This window comes from Thermus sp., assembly GCF_037444525.1.
GTDB lineage: Bacteria > Deinococcota > Deinococci > Deinococcales > Thermaceae > Thermus.
Genome location: NZ_JBBIMD010000057.1, coordinates 1 through 14,502, shown reverse-complemented (window position 1 = coordinate 14,502; position 14,502 = coordinate 1). Strand labels below are relative to the sequence as shown.

The following is a 14,502-nucleotide window of genomic DNA, read 5'->3' as shown; positions in this document are numbered from 1 at the left end:
GGCTTCGCCCTCACCTACCTGGGGCTTTACCTCTCCATCCTCCTCGCCGCCCGCCTCCTTCGCCTAAGCCCAAGGACGGCCAAAAGCCTTGCGGTCTGCAGCCTCTTTCCCAACTCCGGCAACATGGGGCTTTCCCTCACCTTCTTCGCCCTGGGGGAGGCGGGGCTTTTGCGGGCCGTGGTCTACTTCATCCTCTCCAGCGCGGTGATGTTCGGCCTGGGGCCGGCCTTCATCCGGGGTGGGGGGCTCCTCGAGGGCCTCCGCTTCACCCTGCGCCTGCCCCTCTTCTACGCCCTCTTCTTGGGCCTCCTCCTCAAGGGGCTTGGGGTGGGGCTTCCCTTCCGCCTGGACGAGGGGGTGCGCCTCATGGGCCAGGCGGCCATCCCCGTCCTCCTCCTCACCCTGGGGATGCAGATGGCTAAAACTCCTTTCCAAGTGGGGGCCTTTGAGCTCACCGCCAGCGGCCTCCGCCTCCTCCTGGCCTATGGGGTGGGGCTCCTCCTGGGGCTTCCCCGGCTGGAGCACCAGGTTTTGGTCCTCCAGTCCGCCACCCCCATCGCGGTGAACGCCTTCCTCCTCACCCGGGAGTTCGGCCAGGACGCGACCCGGGTGGCCCGGAGCGTGGTGGTCTCCACCTTCCTAGCCTTTTTGACCCTGCCCTTGGTCCTCTTCCTCATCGGGGTCCGGTAGACGGGGGGTGCCCAGGTCCAGCTGGAAGAGGACCTCGCCCTCCCAAAGGCCAAGAAGGCGGTGGTACCCCTCTCCCAGGGGCAGGGAAAGCCCGTAGTTGCCCGGCCCCTCCAGAAAGAGGGCCCTTTCCAAAAGAAGGGCCTCCCCCCGGTACCACCTGAGGTGGAGGTAGCCCGGAGAGGGGAGGCGCTCCACCCTTAGGGAAAGCCGGGCCTCCTCCCCCTCGGGCTGGAGCCGGGCCACCAGGAAGGGGCGCTGGAGGGGTGGGGGCTTACCGGGGTCCAGGGGGAAGAAGGTGTAGCGGCACCCCACAAGGAGGAGGGCGAGGAGGAGCCCCCTCACCGCCCCACCCCCGCGGTGCAGAGGGCGAGGAGGGCCAAGGCGGCGGTCTCCGCCCGGAGGATCCTCCGGCCCAGGGTGACGGGCCTAAAGCCTCGGCTCTCCAGGAAGGCCACCTCCTCCTCCGCAAACCCCCCCTCGGGGCCCACGGCCAGGGCCAAAGGCCTCTCGGGGTCCAGCACCTCCCCCACCCGCGCCCCCGCTCCAGGATGGGCCACGAGGCCCTGGGCCACCTCCGGGACCTCCTTTAGGGGGAGGGGGGGAAGGACCTCGGGGACCCTAAGCCGGCCCGACTGCTTGGCCGCCTCCACCGCAATGGCCCTAAGGCGCCTAAGCTTCTCCTCCCCCATGCCCTTGGGCACGCTGTGGCAGGTCACGAGGGGCTGGATGCGGGTGGCTCCGAGCTCCGTGGCCCCCCGCACCACCTCGGTCAGCTTGTCCCCCTTGAGAAGGGCCACGTAGAGGACCACCTCCACCCCCACCTCCCGCTCTGGGGTACGCTCCTCCAGGATGCGGTAACGCACAGGGGGGCCCAGGTCCACCACCTCCGCCAGGGCCTCCCGGGTCTCGTCAAAGACCGTGAACCGGTCCCCCACCCGCGCCCTCAGGACCTCCACCAGGTGGCGGCCCTCCCGCAAGGGGAGGACACCGGAAAGCCCCGGGCTATAGGCGCGGTGTGGCCGCATAGAGGACCCACTCCCCCGCCCCTTCCCGCTCCAAAACCCTAAAGCCCGCCCTCTCCAGCGCTTCCTCCACCCCTCCCGCCTTGGCCTCCAGGATGCCGGTAAGGAGGGCCACGCCGCCCGGCCTCAGGACCCGCCTATACCCCTCGGCCAGGGCCTGGTGGAGCTCGGCGTAGAGGTTGGCGAGGAGGAGGTCAAAGGGCCCATGGGGCAGGGCCTCCTCCAGGCTTCCCCAGAGGAAGCGGGGGGAGACCCCGTTCCTGCGGGCGTTTTCCTCCGCCTGGGGGAGGACCAAGGGGTCAATGTCCATCCCCAAGGCCTCCATGCCGAGGAAGGCCGCCCCTATGGCCAGGATCCCCGAGCCCGTGCCCAGGTCCAGGGCCTTGCCTCCGGGATGGGCGTAGCGGCCCAAGGCGGCCAGGGCCATGCGGGTGGTCTCGTGATGGCCGGTGCCGAAGGCCATGCCGGGCTCGAGGACGATCCTTTTCCCCTCCCCCTTCCAAGCGTGCCAGGGGGCGAGGACCACGAAGGGCCCCGCCTCCACCGGCTTAAGGTCGCGCTTCCAAGCAGCAAGCCAATCCTCGTCGGGAAGCTCCTCCCACCGGCCCCCGAAAGGAAGGTCCAGGGGCGCGGGGAAGTAGGCCAGGACCTCCCCCGCCCGTTCCTCCAACCCCCTCGCCCCCCAGTCAAAGAGCTCGGGAAGGAGGGGGTCCAGCTCCTCCAGGGTGCCCTTTAGGCGGTAGACCCACACCCCCCTATTCTAGGGGGGCCACCCGGTAGCGGCAGCAGGCGCCGCCCTCCGCGATGCGCTCCTCCCGCACCAGGGGCAGGGCCAGAGCCTCCTGGTAGGCCAAAAGCTCCGCCTGGCAGAGGGTCCCGTGGGCCTGGGAGAGGGCGAGCTTAGGACATCGCCGCTGGCAGAGGTAGAGGACCCCGTCCTTTTCCTCCACCTCCGCCTCGTAGCCCCGAGCCCTTAAAAACTCCGCCAGGCGCTCCAGCCTTGCCCCCAAGGGGAGGCCCTCGAGGCCTAAGGCGGCCAGGTCTTTCAGGTAACGGCCCTTGAGAAACTCCACCGCCCCCTCGTTCCCCAAGACGCGCTCCAAGCCCGAAAGCATGTCCGCACAGAGGGCCACGTAGGGGGTGGTCTCGTCCCGGGCCCGGTAGACCCTATAGGGGCGGCCCCGGCTTGGGCACTTCTTGAGCTCGGAAAGGACCAGGCCCTTGGCCTCCAGGTCCTGAAGGTGCTTCTGCGCCGCCACCCGGCTGATCCCCAGGGTCTCCGCCAGTTCCTTAGCGGTGAAGGGCTTCAGGCGGAGAAGCTCCAGAGCGCGCTCTTTGGTGCCTTCCAGGAGAAGGGCCATTTTAGACCATGGGCAGAGGTAGGAAGGTCTGGACGCTTAGGGCGGCGGCGAGCTCCCGGGCCGCCTGCAAAAAGGCCCGGGCCTCCGGGCCCTCCGGATCCTGGACGAGAATGGGCACCCCCCGGTCTCCGGACTCCCTTAGAGGAAGGGTGAGGGGGATCCCGCCCAGGAAGCGCACCTTAAGGGCCTCCGCCAGCTTCTTCCCGCCCCCCTCCCCGAAAATGGGGGTGGGCTTACCGCAGTGGGGGCAGAGGAAGTGGCTCATGTTCTCAATGACCCCCAGGATGGGCACCTGGACCTTCGTGAACATGTCCGCGGCCCGCTCCGCGTCAATGAGGGCCACCTCCTGGGGAGTGGTGACGATGACCCCCCCGGAGACCTGGGTGAGCTGGGCCAGGGAGAGCTGGACGTCCCCCGTGCCAGGGGGTAGGTCCACCACCAGGTAGTCCAGCTCCCCCCAGTTCACCTCCTCCAGGAACTGCTTCAGGGTGCCGTGGAGGATGGGCCCCCGCCAGATCATGGCCTGGCCCGGAGGGACGATGTTGGCCATGGAGAGGACCCGAATCCCATAGGCCTCCAGGGGGAGGATGCGGCGGTTTTGATCCACCTTGAGGCGCTGGCCCTCGAGGCCGAACATCTTGGCCTGGCTGGGGCCGTAAAGGTCGGCGTCCAATAGGCCCGCCTTGGCCCCCTCCCGGGCCAGGGCCAGGGCCAGGTTGGCGGCCACGGTGCTCTTTCCTACCCCGCCCTTCCCCGAGGCCACGGCCACCACGTGCTTGACCCCGGGGATGGGGTACTGCTCCGGGGGGCGCACCCCACCCCCGAAGCGCACCCGCACCTCCTCCGCGCCCAGGGGCTTAACCGCCTTCAGGATATCCGCCTCGATCTGGCCCTTTAGGGGGCAGGCGGGGGTGGTGAGTTGGATGAGGAGGTCCACCCGCGCCCCCTCCACCCGCACCTCCCCCACCATGCCCAAGGAAACCAAGTCCTTGCCCAGCTCGGGGTCCAGGACGTGCCGAAGGGCCTCGAGGACCCGCTCTTCCGTCAGCGCCATACGGGGCCTAGAGTATACCAGGTGAAAGTTTTGGGCAAGGGGAAATCTCACAGTTTTCATGGGTTAGGATAGGGCGTGTACCCCGAGTGGCAGAAACAGCGTTTCTTTGAACTCCACCTGGCCTGGTTGGTCCAAGGGCCAAGGGGCTACGACCTCCTCTTCAAGGTGAACCCCTATAGCCTTCACCGCACCCGGGAAGAAGCCCTGGAGACGGCCAAGGCCCTCCTAAAGGGGAGCCTGGACCAGGACGAGCGGGTGGGCCGGGCCAAGGCCCCGGTGGTCCTGGAGGAGGACGACCGGACCCGCTTCCTCCTCCTTTTGGAAAGCGGCAAGGCCCTCCTCCCCTTGGACCGCTACGCCCTCTACGGGGAGGTGGCGGAGGTGGAGGAGCGCCTCCTCTTCCGCGCCCCCTTCCAGAACCCCAGGTGCCCCTTGAGGAGCCTGGAGGGCCAAAGGGTGCGCCTTTTCAAAACCCCCCTGAACGACCCCGAGACGGAAAGCGAGGAGGTGGCCCGGGGGGTGCTCCGCCTCTTCCCGGAGGGCCTGGAGGTGGGAAGCTTCCGCCTCCCCCTTCCCCCAGAAACCCCCATTGAGGGCCTGGCCTACGAGGAGGCCTTCTTTGACCTGGGGCCGTATCACTACTACCTGTACGCCCTGGAGGAAGGAGATGGCTGAGAAGGGCCTGACCCCGGAGGAAAAGGCCGCCCTCCGAGCGCGCCTGAAGGACCAGGCTGGGGAGGAGGCGGTCCTCGAGGCCATAAGGGCCCTGCCCGAACCCGACCGCACCCTGGCCCAAAGCCTCCACGCCCTGATCCGGCGCTACGCTCCGGGCCTTTCCCCCAGGCTCTGGTACGGGATGCCCGCCTACGCCTTAAAGGGAAAGGTGGTCCTCTTCTTCCAGCCTGCCTCCAAGTTCAAAACCCGCTACGCCACCTTGGGCTTCACCGACGCGGCCAAGCTGGACGAGGGGCCCCTCTTCCCCGTGGCCTTCGGCCTAAAGGACCTCACCCCTGAGGTGGAGGAGGCCCTCGCCGCCCTCATCCGAAGAGCCACCAGCTAGAGCCCTTTCAGGATTCCCTCCGCCTCCTCCGCGTACTCGTCCCAAGGGATGAGGACCACGCCCCCCTCGCCCCGGGCCGGGTAGTAGGGGAGGTCCAGGCGCAAGGGGGCTTGGAGAAAGGGGGCTTCCCGCACCCAGGCGGGCGGAGGCCTCAAGGGCCTAGGGCGGAGCAGGAAGCGGGGAAGGAGGAGGAAAAGCACCTTCAGCATCAGTTCCTCCGCACCTTCTTGTTGAGGAAGTCCAGGAGGAGGTAGCGGCCGATGTTGCCGGGGTGGGTGAGGTAGGCCTTGCCCCGGGTGATCTGGGAAAGCTTCTTCACAAAAGCCAAAAGCTCGGGCTCCCGGGCCAGCATGAAGGTGTGGATGGGGATCCCCTCCCGCCGGGCCAGGGTGGCCTCCTTGAGGGTCTCCGCCAGGATGAGGGGGTCCAGGCCCCAGGCGTTCTTGTAAACCTCCCCGCTGGGCAGGGTGATGGCCGAGGGCTTGCCGTCGGTGATGAGGATGATCTGCTTCATCTCCCCTCCCATCTTGCGGAGAAGGGTACGGGCGAGCTCGAGGCCAGCCTTGGTGTTGGTGTGGTAGGGGCCCACCTGGACCATGGGCAGGCGGGCCAGGGGGATCTCCTCGGCGGTGTCGTGGAAGAGGACAAAGCGCACCTGGTCCCCGGGGAACTGGGTGCGGATGAGGTGGGCGAGCGCCAGGGCCACCTTCTTGGCCGGGGTGAAGCGGTCCTCCCCGTAGAGGATCATGGAGTGGGAGCAGTCCAGGAGGACCAAGGTGTTCATGGCCGCGGTGTACTCGGCAAGCTCGATGACGAGATCCTCTTCCAACAGGTTCTCAAGCCCTCTGGGCAGGGCCCTTTTTAGGGTCTCGGTGACGTGAAGCTCCAAGGGGTCCCCCCACTCAAAAGGCTTGGTCTCCCCCACCCGCTCCACCCCCGGGGCGTGGTGGGGGGTGGGGTGGAGGCCGGGGGCGTTGCGGCCCAGAGCCCCGAGGAGCTCCCTAAGGCTTTTCAGGCCCAGGAAGTCCGAGGCCTTCTCCGTGAGCTCAAAGCGGGCCTCCCCCGCCTCTCCCCGGTACCCCCCTTGGGCGGGGCCCAGGGGGTCCTCCCCGGGCAGGCGCAGGTAGCCTGCCTCCTGGAGCTTTTCTATCATGCGCTGGATGGCCCGGTGGAGCCTGGTCTCCTCCATGCGGTTCGCAAAGCGGGCCTCCCGGAGCCAGTCCTCGGGGACCAGGTCGTTCTGCAGAAGGGCCTGGAGGAGTGCGTCGTAAAGGTCCTCGAGGCTCGGCCTCCGGTCCGGATCTGGGTCGTAGCGCTGGAAGGGGTCCTGGAAGCCCGAATCCAGGAGGAAGTCTTCCAGGAGGGAGAGGATCTCCTCCGCGCTGAGCTCGGACGGGTCCCCCTCGTAGCGGCTATAGCGGATGGCCTTCATGGAGTCTCCCCAAGACGCTTCCCATCAGACGGGCGTAGCCCTGCAAGCAGCGGTAGATGGCCTGGGCCAGGGCCTCGTTGTAGGTGCGGACGGTGAGGTTGCGATCGTCGCCCATCTGCAGGGCCAGGCGCACCCCCTCCTCGTCCATGAGCCCCACCTCGCCCGCCAGGCGGAAGACCCGCTTGGGCGAGGCCGCCTCCAACCCCTCCTCCCGCAGATAGGCCTGTAGGGCTTTCCAGAAATCCTCCAAGGTGCACTCAAACCGCGGGCTGGCCGCATCCCGCTCCACCGGAGAAAGGTTCTCCAGCCCAGAAAGCTGGAAGAGGGTGGCCAGGGCACGCTGGGCCACGGCCAGCCGCTCTAAACCTCGCCCCATAACACCCCCTCCTCCAAGACCTGGGCGCGGAAGGCAGGGTCGGCCTCGGCCAGGTCCACCCGGTGGACCACGGGGGCCTCCTCCAGGGCTTCCCGTAGGAGGGGGAGGAGGTGGGCCAAGGGCCTTTCCGAAAACAGGGCCAGGTCCAGGTCCGACCCCCGCCGAAGCGTTCCCCTAGCCCCCGAACCGACGAGGTAAAGGCGCACCCCAAGGCCCTGGAGGTGGGACCTTAGGGCCTCCAGCACCGCTTCCCGCTCCCTCTCAAGGCTAGTTGCCATAGCTCCTTTCCCGCTGGGCCGCCTGGTAGCTGGCCTCCCCCCGGGCGAGCTTCCTGCGGCCCACCAGGCCTTCCAGGACGAACTCCGCCGCGGAGAGGAGGTGGCCCCCTTCCTCCGTCCCCGCAAGGGCCCGGGCCGCCTCCAGAAGCCCGGGCACCTCGGCGAAGCGGGCCAAGGCCTCCTCCACGTCCCCCTCGGGCACGGTGAGGAGGTTTCCCTCCTCAAAGTAGACCAGGATGGGTTCCGCCCGCACCCTGTACCGGGGGAGGACCATGCCGAAGGCCTTCTGGACGATCTCCCGGGCCACCCTTTCCGCCCCCTGGAGCTCCCCCTCGTACTCCAGCTCCAGCTTGCCGGTGATGGCGGGAAGGGCCTGGTAGAGGTCCAGGGGCCGGGCCACAGGGGGCACCCCCTGGAGGAGGGCCCGCCTTTCCGCACTGGCCGCCACCACCTCCAAAAGGCTTATGGCCAGGCGCTGGGAAACCCCCGCGGTCTGGTCCACCCGCCGGTCCTCCCGGGCGGCGAAGGCCACGGCCTCCACGGAAAGCCGCACCCACTCCGGCACCTCCACCCCCTCGGGGAGGAAGGCCTCCTGGGCGCTGATCCTCATGCCCTCCTCCAGGGTCTTGGGGTAGTGGGTGCGGATCTCGCTCCCGATGCGGTCCTTAAGGGGGGTCACGATGCGGCCCCGGGCGGTGTAGTCCTGGGGGTTGGCGGTAAAAACCAGCCAGACATCCAGGGGAAGCCTTAGGGGGAAGCCCCGGATCTGGACGTCCCCCTCCTCCAGGATGTTGAAGAGGGCCACCTGGACCTTGGGGGCCAGGTCCGCAAGCTCGTTCACCGCGAAGATCCCCCGGTTGGCCCGGGGCAGGAGGCCGAAGTGGATGGCCTCGAGGTCGGAAAGGGCCGTCCCCCGCCGGGCGGCCTTGATGGGATCCATGTCCCCGAGAAGGTCGGCCACGGTGGTGTCGGGGGTGGCGAGCTTCTCCACGTAGCGATCTTCCCGGGAAACCCACACGATGGGGGCGTCGTCTCCGGCCTCCTCCAAAAGCCTCCTCCCTTCCGGAGAAATGGGATTTAGGGGGTTATCCCGAAGCTCCGTGGGGAGGGCGGGGATCTCCTCGTCCAAAAGGGCGGTTAGGCTTCTCAGGATGCGGCTTTTGGCCTGGCCCCGGGTGCCGAGGAGGATGAAGTTCTGCTTGGCCAAAATAGCCTGGACCAGGGCGGGGATCACCGTGTCCTCGTAGCCGTGGATGCCGGGGAAAAGCCGCTCCCCCCGGGCAAGCTTGGCCCGAAGGTTTGCCCGCGCCTCGTCCTTGACCGTCCGGCGGAGCCGTTCTATGGGGTAGGTGCGCTTGAGTTCGCCCAGGGCTTTGGCCTTCACCCTTCCAGTGTAGCCAAGGAAACCTTTGGGGTATGTGCCAGGGAGCACCGAACCCCTCCCAATCCACGCCTAACCCCTTTCTCATGGCCCAGGCGTAAGGTGGCCCTGGATGGAGATTCACGGGACCACGATCCTAGCCGTGCGCAAAGACGGCGTTACCGCCCTCGCGGGGGACGGCCAGGTCACCTTCGGCCAGACGGTCTTGAAGCGGGGCGCGGTGAAGGTGCGGCGCCTCGAGGTGGGCGGGGGGGTCCTGGTGGGCTTCGCCGGGGGGGTGGCGGACGCCCTGGCCCTCCTGGAGCGCTTTGAGGAAAAGCTACAGGAAGCCAAGGGTAACCTCCTCAAAGGGGCGGTGGAAACGGCCAAGCTCTGGCGCACCGATCGCGTCCTCCGCCACCTCCAGGCCATGATCGTGGCCGCGGATCGGGAGAACCTGGTCCTCCTCTCGGGAAGCGGCGAGGTCATCACCCCAGAAGAGCCCCTTCTCGCCGTGGGATCGGGCGGGCCCTACGCCCTGGCTGCGGCCAAGGCCCTCCTGCGCCATAGCCCCCTCTCCGCCCGGGAGATCGCCGAGGAGGCCATCCGGATCGCCGCCGAGGTGGACCTCTATACCTCGGGCCAGGTGACCGTCCTCACCTTGGGGGAAGCATGAACCTCACGCCTGCGGAAATCGTCCGGGAGCTTTCCAAGCACATCGTGGGCCAGGAAGCGGCCAAAAAGGCGGTGGCTGTGGCCTTAAGGAACCGTTACCGCCGCAAGAAGCTCCCCCCTGAGATCGCCCGGGAGGTCACGCCCAAGAACATCCTCATGATCGGCCCCACCGGGGTAGGCAAGACGGAGATCGCCCGCCGACTGGCCCGGCTCGCCGGGGCCCCCTTCGTGAAGGTGGAGGCCACCAAGTTCACGGAGGTGGGCTACGTGGGCCGGGACGTGGACTCCATCGTGCGCGACCTAGCCGAGGCCAGCTACCAGCTCGTCTTGGAGGAGATGAAGAAGAAGGTGGAGGAAAAAGCCCTCCGCCTAGCAGAGGAGGAGCTCGCCACCCTCCTCCGCACCTCCCCTTCCGAGGTCCGCTCCGGCCGCCTGGACGCCCTTTCCGTGGAGGTCCAGGTGGAGGAGGAGGTGGCCCTGCCCTTCATGGGGGTCCTAGGCGGCGAGGGGTTTGGGGGCATGGGCGAGATGCTGAAAGGCCTCCTCCCCAAACGGCCCGTGCGCCGGCGGATGACGGTGAAGGAGGCGCGGGAGGTTCTCAAAAACCAGCACGCGGAAAGGCTCATAGACAAGGAGGAACTCAAGGAAGAGGCCCGCCGCCGCGCCCAGGAGGACGGCATCGTCTTCATAGATGAGATTGACAAGGTGGCCCGCCGAGAGGGCACCATCGGCCCCGACGTCTCCGGGGAAGGGGTGCAGCGGGACCTCCTCCCCATCGTGGAAGGCACGGTGGTCTCCACCCGCATCGGCCCCATCTCCACGGAACACGTCCTCTTCATCGCCGCGGGGGCCTTTCACGTGGCCAAGCCCTCGGACCTCATCCCCGAGCTCCAGGGCCGCTTCCCCATCCGGGTGGAGCTCTCCCCCTTGGGGGCGGAGGAGTTCTACCGGATCCTGAAGGAACCGGAAAACTCCCTCGTCCGCCAGTACACCGAGCTCCTCAAGGCAGACGGCACAGAGCTCGTCTTCCACGATGAGGCCCTTCGGGCCATCGCCAAAGCCGCTCACCGGGCCAACCAGGAGCTGGAGGACATCGGGGCAAGAAGGCTCGCCACCGTGCTGGAGCGGGTTTTGGAGGAGGTGAGCTTCCAAACGGACCTGGGCCGGGTGGAGATCACCCGGGCCTACGTGGAGCAGAGGCTGGAGGCGGTCTTTGCCTCCAAGGACCTTTCGCGGTACGTGCTCTAGAGGTGCGGTATGCGCTGGTTGATCCTGGCCTTTGGACTTTCGGCCCTCGGCGCCTTGGCCCAGCAAACCCCCCCACCCCCACCCCAGACGGTCCAGCAGGACCCTCTGCGCCTGGGGGTGCAGCTCTACGCCCTGGGCCGCTACGAAACCGCCCTGGAACTCTTTGAGCGGGCCCTAAGGGAAAAACCGGGCGACCCTGAGGCCCAGTACTGGCTGGCGCGGACCCAGCTCAAGCTCGGCCTCCTGAACCCCGCCCTGGAAAACGCCAAGGCCCTGGTGGCCCGAAACCCCCGGTACATGGGGGGGTACATGGTCCTGGCGGAGGCCTACGTGGCCTTCTACCGTGCGGCAGAGGATAAGGAGCGGGCCAAGGGGTACCTGGACCAGGCCCTTTCCGTCCTGAAAGACGCGGAGAGGATCAACCCCAAGTACGCTCCCCTTTACCTCCAGCGGGGCCTGGTTTACATCCTCTTAGGACAAGGCACCCAGGCGGAGGAAAGCCTGAAGAAAGCCTTGGCCTTGGAAGACACCCCCGAGGTGCGCAAGGCCTTGGCAGAGCTCTACCTGGCCATGGGGCGCCTGGACGAAGCCCTGGAGCAGTACGCCAAGGCGCTGGAGGAAAGCCCCAAGGACATGGACCTCCGGGTCCGCTACGCCTCGGCCCTCTTACTGAAAAACCAGGCCGCGGAGGCCGCCCGGGTGCTGGAGGAGGGGCACCGGCTTAAGCCTCTGGATGCCGAGGGCTGGTACACTCTGGGCCGGGCTTACCTTCTCCTTGGGCGGAAGAAGGAAGCCGGCATGGCCTTGGAAAACGCTTTGGCTTTGGCCCCTCTCCGCTTCCCCGCCGCCTACGCCTACTTGGGCCAGATTTACCTGGACCTGGGGGATGCCCAAAAGGCCAAGAGCCGCTACACCGTGGCGGTGAGGCTGGAACCCAAAAACCCCGAGTACCGCTTGGGCCTTTGCCTGGCCAACGAGAAGCTGGGGGACAAGGCGGGGGCCCGGTACCAGTGCCAAGAAGCCCTGAAGCTGAAGCCAGGGTACAAGGAGGCGGAGGAAGTCTTGAAGCGCCTCTAAACGTTGTCCTACTCCCAGGCGGCCCTTTTGTGAGGGCCGCCCCCCTTTTGGTTCCGGAGGAGGATACACTAACCTTGCCGTGTGGCGTTACCAGAAGGGGCAACTGCTCCCCGAGAGGTTCCCCCTCCCTCAGGAAGCCACCCTCCTCCTTGCCGTCAACGGGGAACCCTGGACCGCCCTAAGCTACACCCCAGGGGAAGAACTCCTTCTCGCCTTGGGCCACCTTTACCTGAGCGGGGCCATCCGGGACCTGGCAGGGGTTAGCTGGCAAGTGGGGGAGGGTGTGGTGAACGTTAACCTCCCCCAGAGACCAGCGCAAGGGGTGGGAATGCGGGACAGCGGCTGTGCGGCAGGGCTCCGCTTCAGCGAGGCCCCCCTCCACCCCCTACCCCAGGTTCCCCTAGACCCCAGCCTGCCCCCCAGGCTCCTAACGGAGCTTCGCCAGCGGGCCCGGGCCTACGCGGAAACCCGGGGCATCCACGGGGCGGCCCTTTTTGACCTTAAGGGCCATCTCCTCTACCTGAATGAGGACATCGGCCGCCACAACGCCATGGACCGGCTCATGGGATACATGCTCCTAGAGGGGGTTAAGCCCCCTGTCCTTCTTGCGGTGACCGGACGGGTAAGTAGGGAAATGGCGGCCAAGGCCATCGCCATGGGCGCGGTGCTCCTGGCGAGCCGCACGGGAGCCACCGCCCCCGCGGTGGAGCTAGCCCAAACCTACGGGCTCGCCCTGGCCGCCTACGTGAGGCCCGAAAGCTACCGCCTCTACGCCCCGGGAGGCGTTCTCCTACCCGCAAGGGGCTAGGCCTTTTCCTCCTTCTTCTCTTCCCCCTCCGAAAGGCCTTTCTTGAACTCCTTCGCGGACTGGCCAAGACCCCGGGCCAACTCCGGAAGTTTCTTCGCCCCAAAGAGGAGAAGGACGATGAGAAGGATGAGGATGATTTCCATTGGTCCTAGGCGCATAGGGCCATGATAGCACGCTTGACCCCATCAGCGGGCAAGTGATATGGTGGCCTTTGGGGTTTAATACCCCGGGGCGTAGCGCAGGCCGGTAGCGCACCTGCTTTGGGAGCAGGGGGTCGCCCGTTCAAATCGGGCCGCCCCGACCAGGCGGGAGTAGCTCAGTTGGTAGAGCATCGGCCTTCCAAGCCGAGGGTCGCGGGTTCAAGTCCCGTCTCCCGCTCCACAAAGCCGGGGTGGCGACACCCCGGCCAAACTTTGGGGCCCGTAGCTCAGTGGACAGAGCAGCCGCCTTCTAAGCGGTAGGTCGGGGGTTCGAATCCCTCCGGGCCCGCCAATCTTGAAGGACCTCCCTGGCCCACGGGGCCAGGGCATTTCCGGTGAAGGGGGGACCAGGGGGAACGCGAACCCCAAAACCCCCTGTCCGAGTGGGGCGGAAGCCGGGTAGGTCATCACCGGGAGGCTTCCCCTCTTTATCGTGCATCGGCCCAGACCCTCAGGTTTACGCCCCCAACCCAAAAGGGAACCCATGTACCCGCCAGGCCCATTAGATCCCGCGGCTTTAATCCGGAAGCGTTGGGGGGAGTATATAGCCCTCCTGAGCGACCCAGAGGCCCAGGACGACATCGCCGTAACCGCGGCCTGGGCGGAGTTTGGGCTCTTCCACCAGTTCCTCCTCCGCGCCCTGGAGGCGGACCCGGAGGCCACCCAAGCCTTGGTCTTGGAGATTTGGAGCCGCCGGGAGGAGTTGGAGCGCATTCTGGGGGTCCGGCTCCCTGAGGGCTGGCTCCGGGAGTTTGGGCTACAATAGGAGGTGGCCCCAGGGTGGGCGCGCGGTCGCGCCCGGGGGACTCCCCCCTCGGGTGAGGAAAGTCCGGGCACCATAGGGCAGGGTGCCAGCTAACGGCTGGGCGGGGTAACCCGACGGAAAGTGCCACAGAAAAGAGACCGCCAGCGGCCCTGAAAGGGGTGCGGGCAAGGGTGAAACGGTGGGGTAAGAGCCCACCGCCTGGCCTGGCAACAGGCTGGGGCACGGCAAACCCCACCCGGTGCAAGGCTCGGTAGGGAGGAAGGGCTTGCCCGGCCCGCCAGAACCTCCGGGATGAGCCGCTTGAGGCCATGGGCGACCGTGGTCCCAGAGAGATGGCCGCGGAAACAGAACCCGGCTTACGGCCCACCCTGGGCTAAAAGGCCACGCCCTAAGGGGTGTGGCCTTTTCCTTTGCCGGGGTGTGGGAGAAGGGTGGGGTGGAAGTGGGAGATGGTGGAAAATCGTGGGGAATGGTGTTATACTTCCCTTCAGAAAACCTTCCAGGGGCATGGCCCAAATTGGAGCTAGGGGGAGGCCTCAAGCCGGGGAAGGTGGGAGAAGGTGGGAGATGCCCTTCGGGGAGTACCAGTACAGCCTGGACGATAAGGGGCGGGTGGTCATTCCCGGCCCTTTTCGCGACTTCCTCGAGGACGGCCTGGTGCTCACCCGGGGGATGGAGGGCTGCCTTTATGTCTTCCCCTCCGACCGGTGGCGCAAGATTGAGGAGCAGCTCGTGGGCCTCCCCCTCACCGATGCCGAGGCCAGGGCCTTCGTCCGCTTCTTCTACTCCGGAGCCCACAAAACCCGCATGGACAACGCTTCCCGCATCCTCATCCCACCCCCCTTGCGCCAGTTTGCGGGGCTAAAGGAAGGGGGGGACGTGGTCATCGCCGGGGCCCCAGGAAGGTTGGAGATCTGGAGCTTGGAGCGGTGGTGGCAGGCCATAGAGGAGATTCTGAAACGCCCCCCAGCCCCAGAGGCCCTGCGGGGGCTTGTGGGATAGGGTATGGAGATTCTGAAGCATATTCCCGTTCTGTACGAAGAAGCCCTGGACCTCCTGGCTGTGCGGCCTGGGGGGCTTTACGTGGACGCCACC

Annotated in this window: 20 protein-coding genes, 3 tRNA genes, 1 other RNA gene and 1 pseudogene; 14 read left to right on the top strand and 11 right to left on the bottom strand. The window is 67.0% G+C overall.

The window, feature by feature from the left end; translation table 11 throughout:
* A partial coding sequence (locus WKI94_RS09430; protein WP_337845491.1) for an AEC family transporter occupies positions 1–690 on the top strand: 690 nt, incomplete at its 5' end.
* Here the strand turns inward: WKI94_RS09430 and WKI94_RS09425 are convergent.
* Genes WKI94_RS09425 through WKI94_RS09405 form a run of 5 tightly spaced genes read right to left on the bottom strand, consistent with a single transcriptional unit; the run spans position 640 to position 4,127 of the window.
* Positions 640–1,032: a hypothetical protein gene (locus WKI94_RS09425; protein WP_337845490.1), complete on the bottom strand. Its 393-nt coding sequence runs from the start codon at positions 1,030–1,032 to the stop codon at positions 640–642. The genes WKI94_RS09430 and WKI94_RS09425 overlap by 51 nt on opposite strands.
* Positions 1,029–1,715: a 16S rRNA (uracil(1498)-N(3))-methyltransferase gene (locus WKI94_RS09420; RefSeq protein WP_337845489.1), complete on the bottom strand. Its 687-nt coding sequence runs from the start codon at positions 1,713–1,715 to the stop codon at positions 1,029–1,031. The genes WKI94_RS09425 and WKI94_RS09420 overlap by 4 nt, the downstream gene beginning before the upstream one ends.
* Entirely contained in the window at positions 1,693–2,463 is a 771-nt protein-coding gene (locus WKI94_RS09415) for a 50S ribosomal protein L11 methyltransferase (RefSeq protein WP_337845488.1), read from the bottom strand. Before WKI94_RS09415 ends, WKI94_RS09420 begins: the two co-directional genes overlap by 23 nt.
* A 4-nt stretch (positions 2,464–2,467) precedes the next feature.
* Positions 2,468–3,073, bottom strand: a complete 606-nt coding sequence (locus tag WKI94_RS09410; protein ID WP_337845487.1) for an HTH domain-containing protein — start codon at positions 3,071–3,073, stop codon at positions 2,468–2,470.
* A 1-nt stretch (position 3,074) separates the two neighbouring features.
* The gene (locus WKI94_RS09405; protein WP_337845486.1) at positions 3,075–4,127 is read right to left on the bottom strand and encodes an Mrp/NBP35 family ATP-binding protein; all 1,053 of its coding nucleotides are present in this window, start codon (positions 4,125–4,127) and stop codon (positions 3,075–3,077) included.
* 75 nt (positions 4,128–4,202) lie between these two features.
* Here WKI94_RS09405 and WKI94_RS09400 point away from each other — a divergent pair, with 75 nt between their 5' ends.
* Positions 4,203–4,802 carry a hypothetical protein gene (locus WKI94_RS09400; RefSeq protein ID WP_337845485.1) on the top strand — a complete coding sequence of 200 codons (600 nt, stop codon included), beginning with the start codon at positions 4,203–4,205 and terminating at the stop codon, positions 4,800–4,802.
* Positions 4,795–5,187: a DUF1801 domain-containing protein gene (locus WKI94_RS09395; protein ID WP_337845484.1), complete on the top strand. Its 393-nt coding sequence runs from the start codon at positions 4,795–4,797 to the stop codon at positions 5,185–5,187. Before WKI94_RS09400 ends, WKI94_RS09395 begins: the two co-directional genes overlap by 8 nt.
* On the opposite strand, the gene WKI94_RS09390 is transcribed toward WKI94_RS09395, so the two are convergent.
* From WKI94_RS09390 to WKI94_RS09370, 5 genes are read right to left on the bottom strand one after another with little or no spacing between them, the layout of a single operon-like run.
* Positions 5,184–5,396 carry a hypothetical protein gene (locus tag WKI94_RS09390; protein ID WP_337845483.1) on the bottom strand — a complete coding sequence of 71 codons (213 nt, stop codon included), beginning with the start codon at positions 5,394–5,396 and terminating at the stop codon, positions 5,184–5,186. The genes WKI94_RS09395 and WKI94_RS09390 overlap by 4 nt on opposite strands.
* Positions 5,396–6,619, bottom strand: a complete 1,224-nt coding sequence (locus tag WKI94_RS09385; RefSeq protein ID WP_337845482.1) for a VWA domain-containing protein — start codon at positions 6,617–6,619, stop codon at positions 5,396–5,398. The genes WKI94_RS09390 and WKI94_RS09385 overlap by 1 nt, the downstream gene beginning before the upstream one ends.
* Positions 6,600–6,995, bottom strand: coding sequence for a nucleotidyltransferase substrate binding protein (locus WKI94_RS09380; RefSeq protein ID WP_337845481.1), 396 nt, complete (start codon positions 6,993–6,995; stop codon positions 6,600–6,602). The genes WKI94_RS09385 and WKI94_RS09380 overlap by 20 nt, the downstream gene beginning before the upstream one ends.
* A complete protein-coding gene (locus WKI94_RS09375; protein WP_337845480.1) occupies positions 6,980–7,273 on the bottom strand; it encodes a nucleotidyltransferase domain-containing protein in 294 nt (97 codons plus the stop codon). Before WKI94_RS09375 ends, WKI94_RS09380 begins: the two co-directional genes overlap by 16 nt.
* The gene (locus WKI94_RS09370) at positions 7,263–8,657 is read right to left on the bottom strand and encodes an AAA family ATPase (RefSeq protein ID WP_337845479.1); all 1,395 of its coding nucleotides are present in this window, start codon (positions 8,655–8,657) and stop codon (positions 7,263–7,265) included. Before WKI94_RS09370 ends, WKI94_RS09375 begins: the two co-directional genes overlap by 11 nt.
* Before the next feature lie 109 nt (positions 8,658–8,766).
* On the opposite strand from WKI94_RS09370, the gene hslV reads away from it, so the two are divergent.
* The 4 genes from hslV (at position 8,767) to WKI94_RS09350 (ending at position 12,441) form a co-directional block, all read left to right on the top strand.
* The gene (gene hslV / locus WKI94_RS09365) at positions 8,767–9,309 is read left to right on the top strand and encodes an ATP-dependent protease subunit HslV (protein WP_337845478.1); all 543 of its coding nucleotides are present in this window, start codon (positions 8,767–8,769) and stop codon (positions 9,307–9,309) included.
* Positions 9,306–10,556, top strand: a complete 1,251-nt coding sequence (gene hslU, locus WKI94_RS09360) for an ATP-dependent protease ATPase subunit HslU (RefSeq protein WP_337845477.1) — start codon at positions 9,306–9,308, stop codon at positions 10,554–10,556. Before hslV ends, hslU begins: the two co-directional genes overlap by 4 nt.
* Positions 10,557–10,565: 9 nt before the next feature.
* Positions 10,566–11,633 (top strand): tetratricopeptide repeat protein, encoded by a 1,068-nt coding sequence (locus WKI94_RS09355; protein WP_337845476.1) that lies wholly within the window; start codon positions 10,566–10,568, stop codon positions 11,631–11,633.
* Between the two features lie 79 nt (positions 11,634–11,712).
* Positions 11,713–12,441, top strand: coding sequence for a formate dehydrogenase accessory sulfurtransferase FdhD (locus WKI94_RS09350; RefSeq protein WP_337845475.1), 729 nt, complete (start codon positions 11,713–11,715; stop codon positions 12,439–12,441).
* Here the strand turns inward: WKI94_RS09350 and tatA are convergent.
* Positions 12,438–12,599, bottom strand: a complete 162-nt coding sequence (gene tatA / locus WKI94_RS09345) for a twin-arginine translocase TatA/TatE family subunit (RefSeq protein ID WP_337845474.1) — start codon at positions 12,597–12,599, stop codon at positions 12,438–12,440. The two genes, WKI94_RS09350 and tatA, sit on opposite strands and share 4 nt — an antisense overlap.
* A 69-nt stretch (positions 12,600–12,668) precedes the next feature.
* Here tatA and WKI94_RS09340 point away from each other — a divergent pair.
* The 7 genes and pseudogenes from WKI94_RS09340 to WKI94_RS09310 all read left to right on the top strand — a co-directional run.
* A tRNA-Pro gene (locus WKI94_RS09340) sits at positions 12,669–12,745 on the top strand.
* A gap of 1 nt (position 12,746) precedes the next feature.
* Positions 12,747–12,822 (top strand) — tRNA-Gly (locus WKI94_RS09335).
* A 35-nt stretch (positions 12,823–12,857) separates the two neighbouring features.
* Positions 12,858–12,933, top strand: a tRNA-Arg gene (locus tag WKI94_RS09330).
* A 192-nt stretch (positions 12,934–13,125) separates the two neighbouring features.
* Positions 13,126–13,407: a hypothetical protein gene (locus tag WKI94_RS09325; RefSeq protein ID WP_337845473.1), complete on the top strand. Its 282-nt coding sequence runs from the start codon at positions 13,126–13,128 to the stop codon at positions 13,405–13,407.
* A gap of 10 nt (positions 13,408–13,417) precedes the next feature.
* Positions 13,418–13,782: RNase P RNA component class A (gene rnpB, locus WKI94_RS09320), an RNA gene on the top strand.
* A 192-nt stretch (positions 13,783–13,974) separates the two neighbouring features.
* The gene (gene mraZ / locus WKI94_RS09315) at positions 13,975–14,409 is read left to right on the top strand and encodes a division/cell wall cluster transcriptional repressor MraZ (RefSeq protein ID WP_016329353.1); all 435 of its coding nucleotides are present in this window, start codon (positions 13,975–13,977) and stop codon (positions 14,407–14,409) included.
* Between the two features lie 3 nt (positions 14,410–14,412).
* Positions 14,413–14,502, top strand: a pseudogene (locus WKI94_RS09310) (16S rRNA (cytosine(1402)-N(4))-methyltransferase); the annotation flags it as partial.

Bases quoted from the DNA above. Each gene is read 5' to 3' on its own strand.
- WKI94_RS09395 (WP_337845484.1), top strand. From the start codon at position 4,795: ATGGCTGAGAAGGGCCTGACCCCGGAGGAAAAGGCCGCCCTCCGAGCG.
- WKI94_RS09385 (WP_337845482.1), bottom strand. From the start codon at position 6,619: ATGAAGGCCATCCGCTATAGCCGCTACGAGGGGGACCCGTCCGAGCTC.
- WKI94_RS09380 (WP_337845481.1), bottom strand. From the start codon at position 6,995: ATGGGGCGAGGTTTAGAGCGGCTGGCCGTGGCCCAGCGTGCCCTGGCC.
- WKI94_RS09355 (WP_337845476.1), top strand. From the start codon at position 10,566: ATGCGCTGGTTGATCCTGGCCTTTGGACTTTCGGCCCTCGGCGCCTTG.
- WKI94_RS09375 (WP_337845480.1), bottom strand. From the start codon at position 7,273: ATGGCAACTAGCCTTGAGAGGGAGCGGGAAGCGGTGCTGGAGGCCCTA.
- WKI94_RS09390 (WP_337845483.1), bottom strand. From the start codon at position 5,396: ATGCTGAAGGTGCTTTTCCTCCTCCTTCCCCGCTTCCTGCTCCGCCCT.
- WKI94_RS09410 (WP_337845487.1), bottom strand. From the start codon at position 3,073: ATGGCCCTTCTCCTGGAAGGCACCAAAGAGCGCGCTCTGGAGCTTCTC.
- WKI94_RS09405 (WP_337845486.1), bottom strand. From the start codon at position 4,127: ATGGCGCTGACGGAAGAGCGGGTCCTCGAGGCCCTTCGGCACGTCCTG.
- tatA (WP_337845474.1), bottom strand. From the start codon at position 12,599: ATGCGCCTAGGACCAATGGAAATCATCCTCATCCTTCTCATCGTCCTT.
- WKI94_RS09325 (WP_337845473.1), top strand. From the start codon at position 13,126: ATGTACCCGCCAGGCCCATTAGATCCCGCGGCTTTAATCCGGAAGCGT.
- mraZ (WP_016329353.1), top strand. From the start codon at position 13,975: ATGCCCTTCGGGGAGTACCAGTACAGCCTGGACGATAAGGGGCGGGTG.
- hslU (WP_337845477.1), top strand. From the start codon at position 9,306: ATGAACCTCACGCCTGCGGAAATCGTCCGGGAGCTTTCCAAGCACATC.
- hslV (WP_337845478.1), top strand. From the start codon at position 8,767: ATGGAGATTCACGGGACCACGATCCTAGCCGTGCGCAAAGACGGCGTT.
- WKI94_RS09420 (WP_337845489.1), bottom strand. From the start codon at position 1,715: ATGCGGCCACACCGCGCCTATAGCCCGGGGCTTTCCGGTGTCCTCCCC.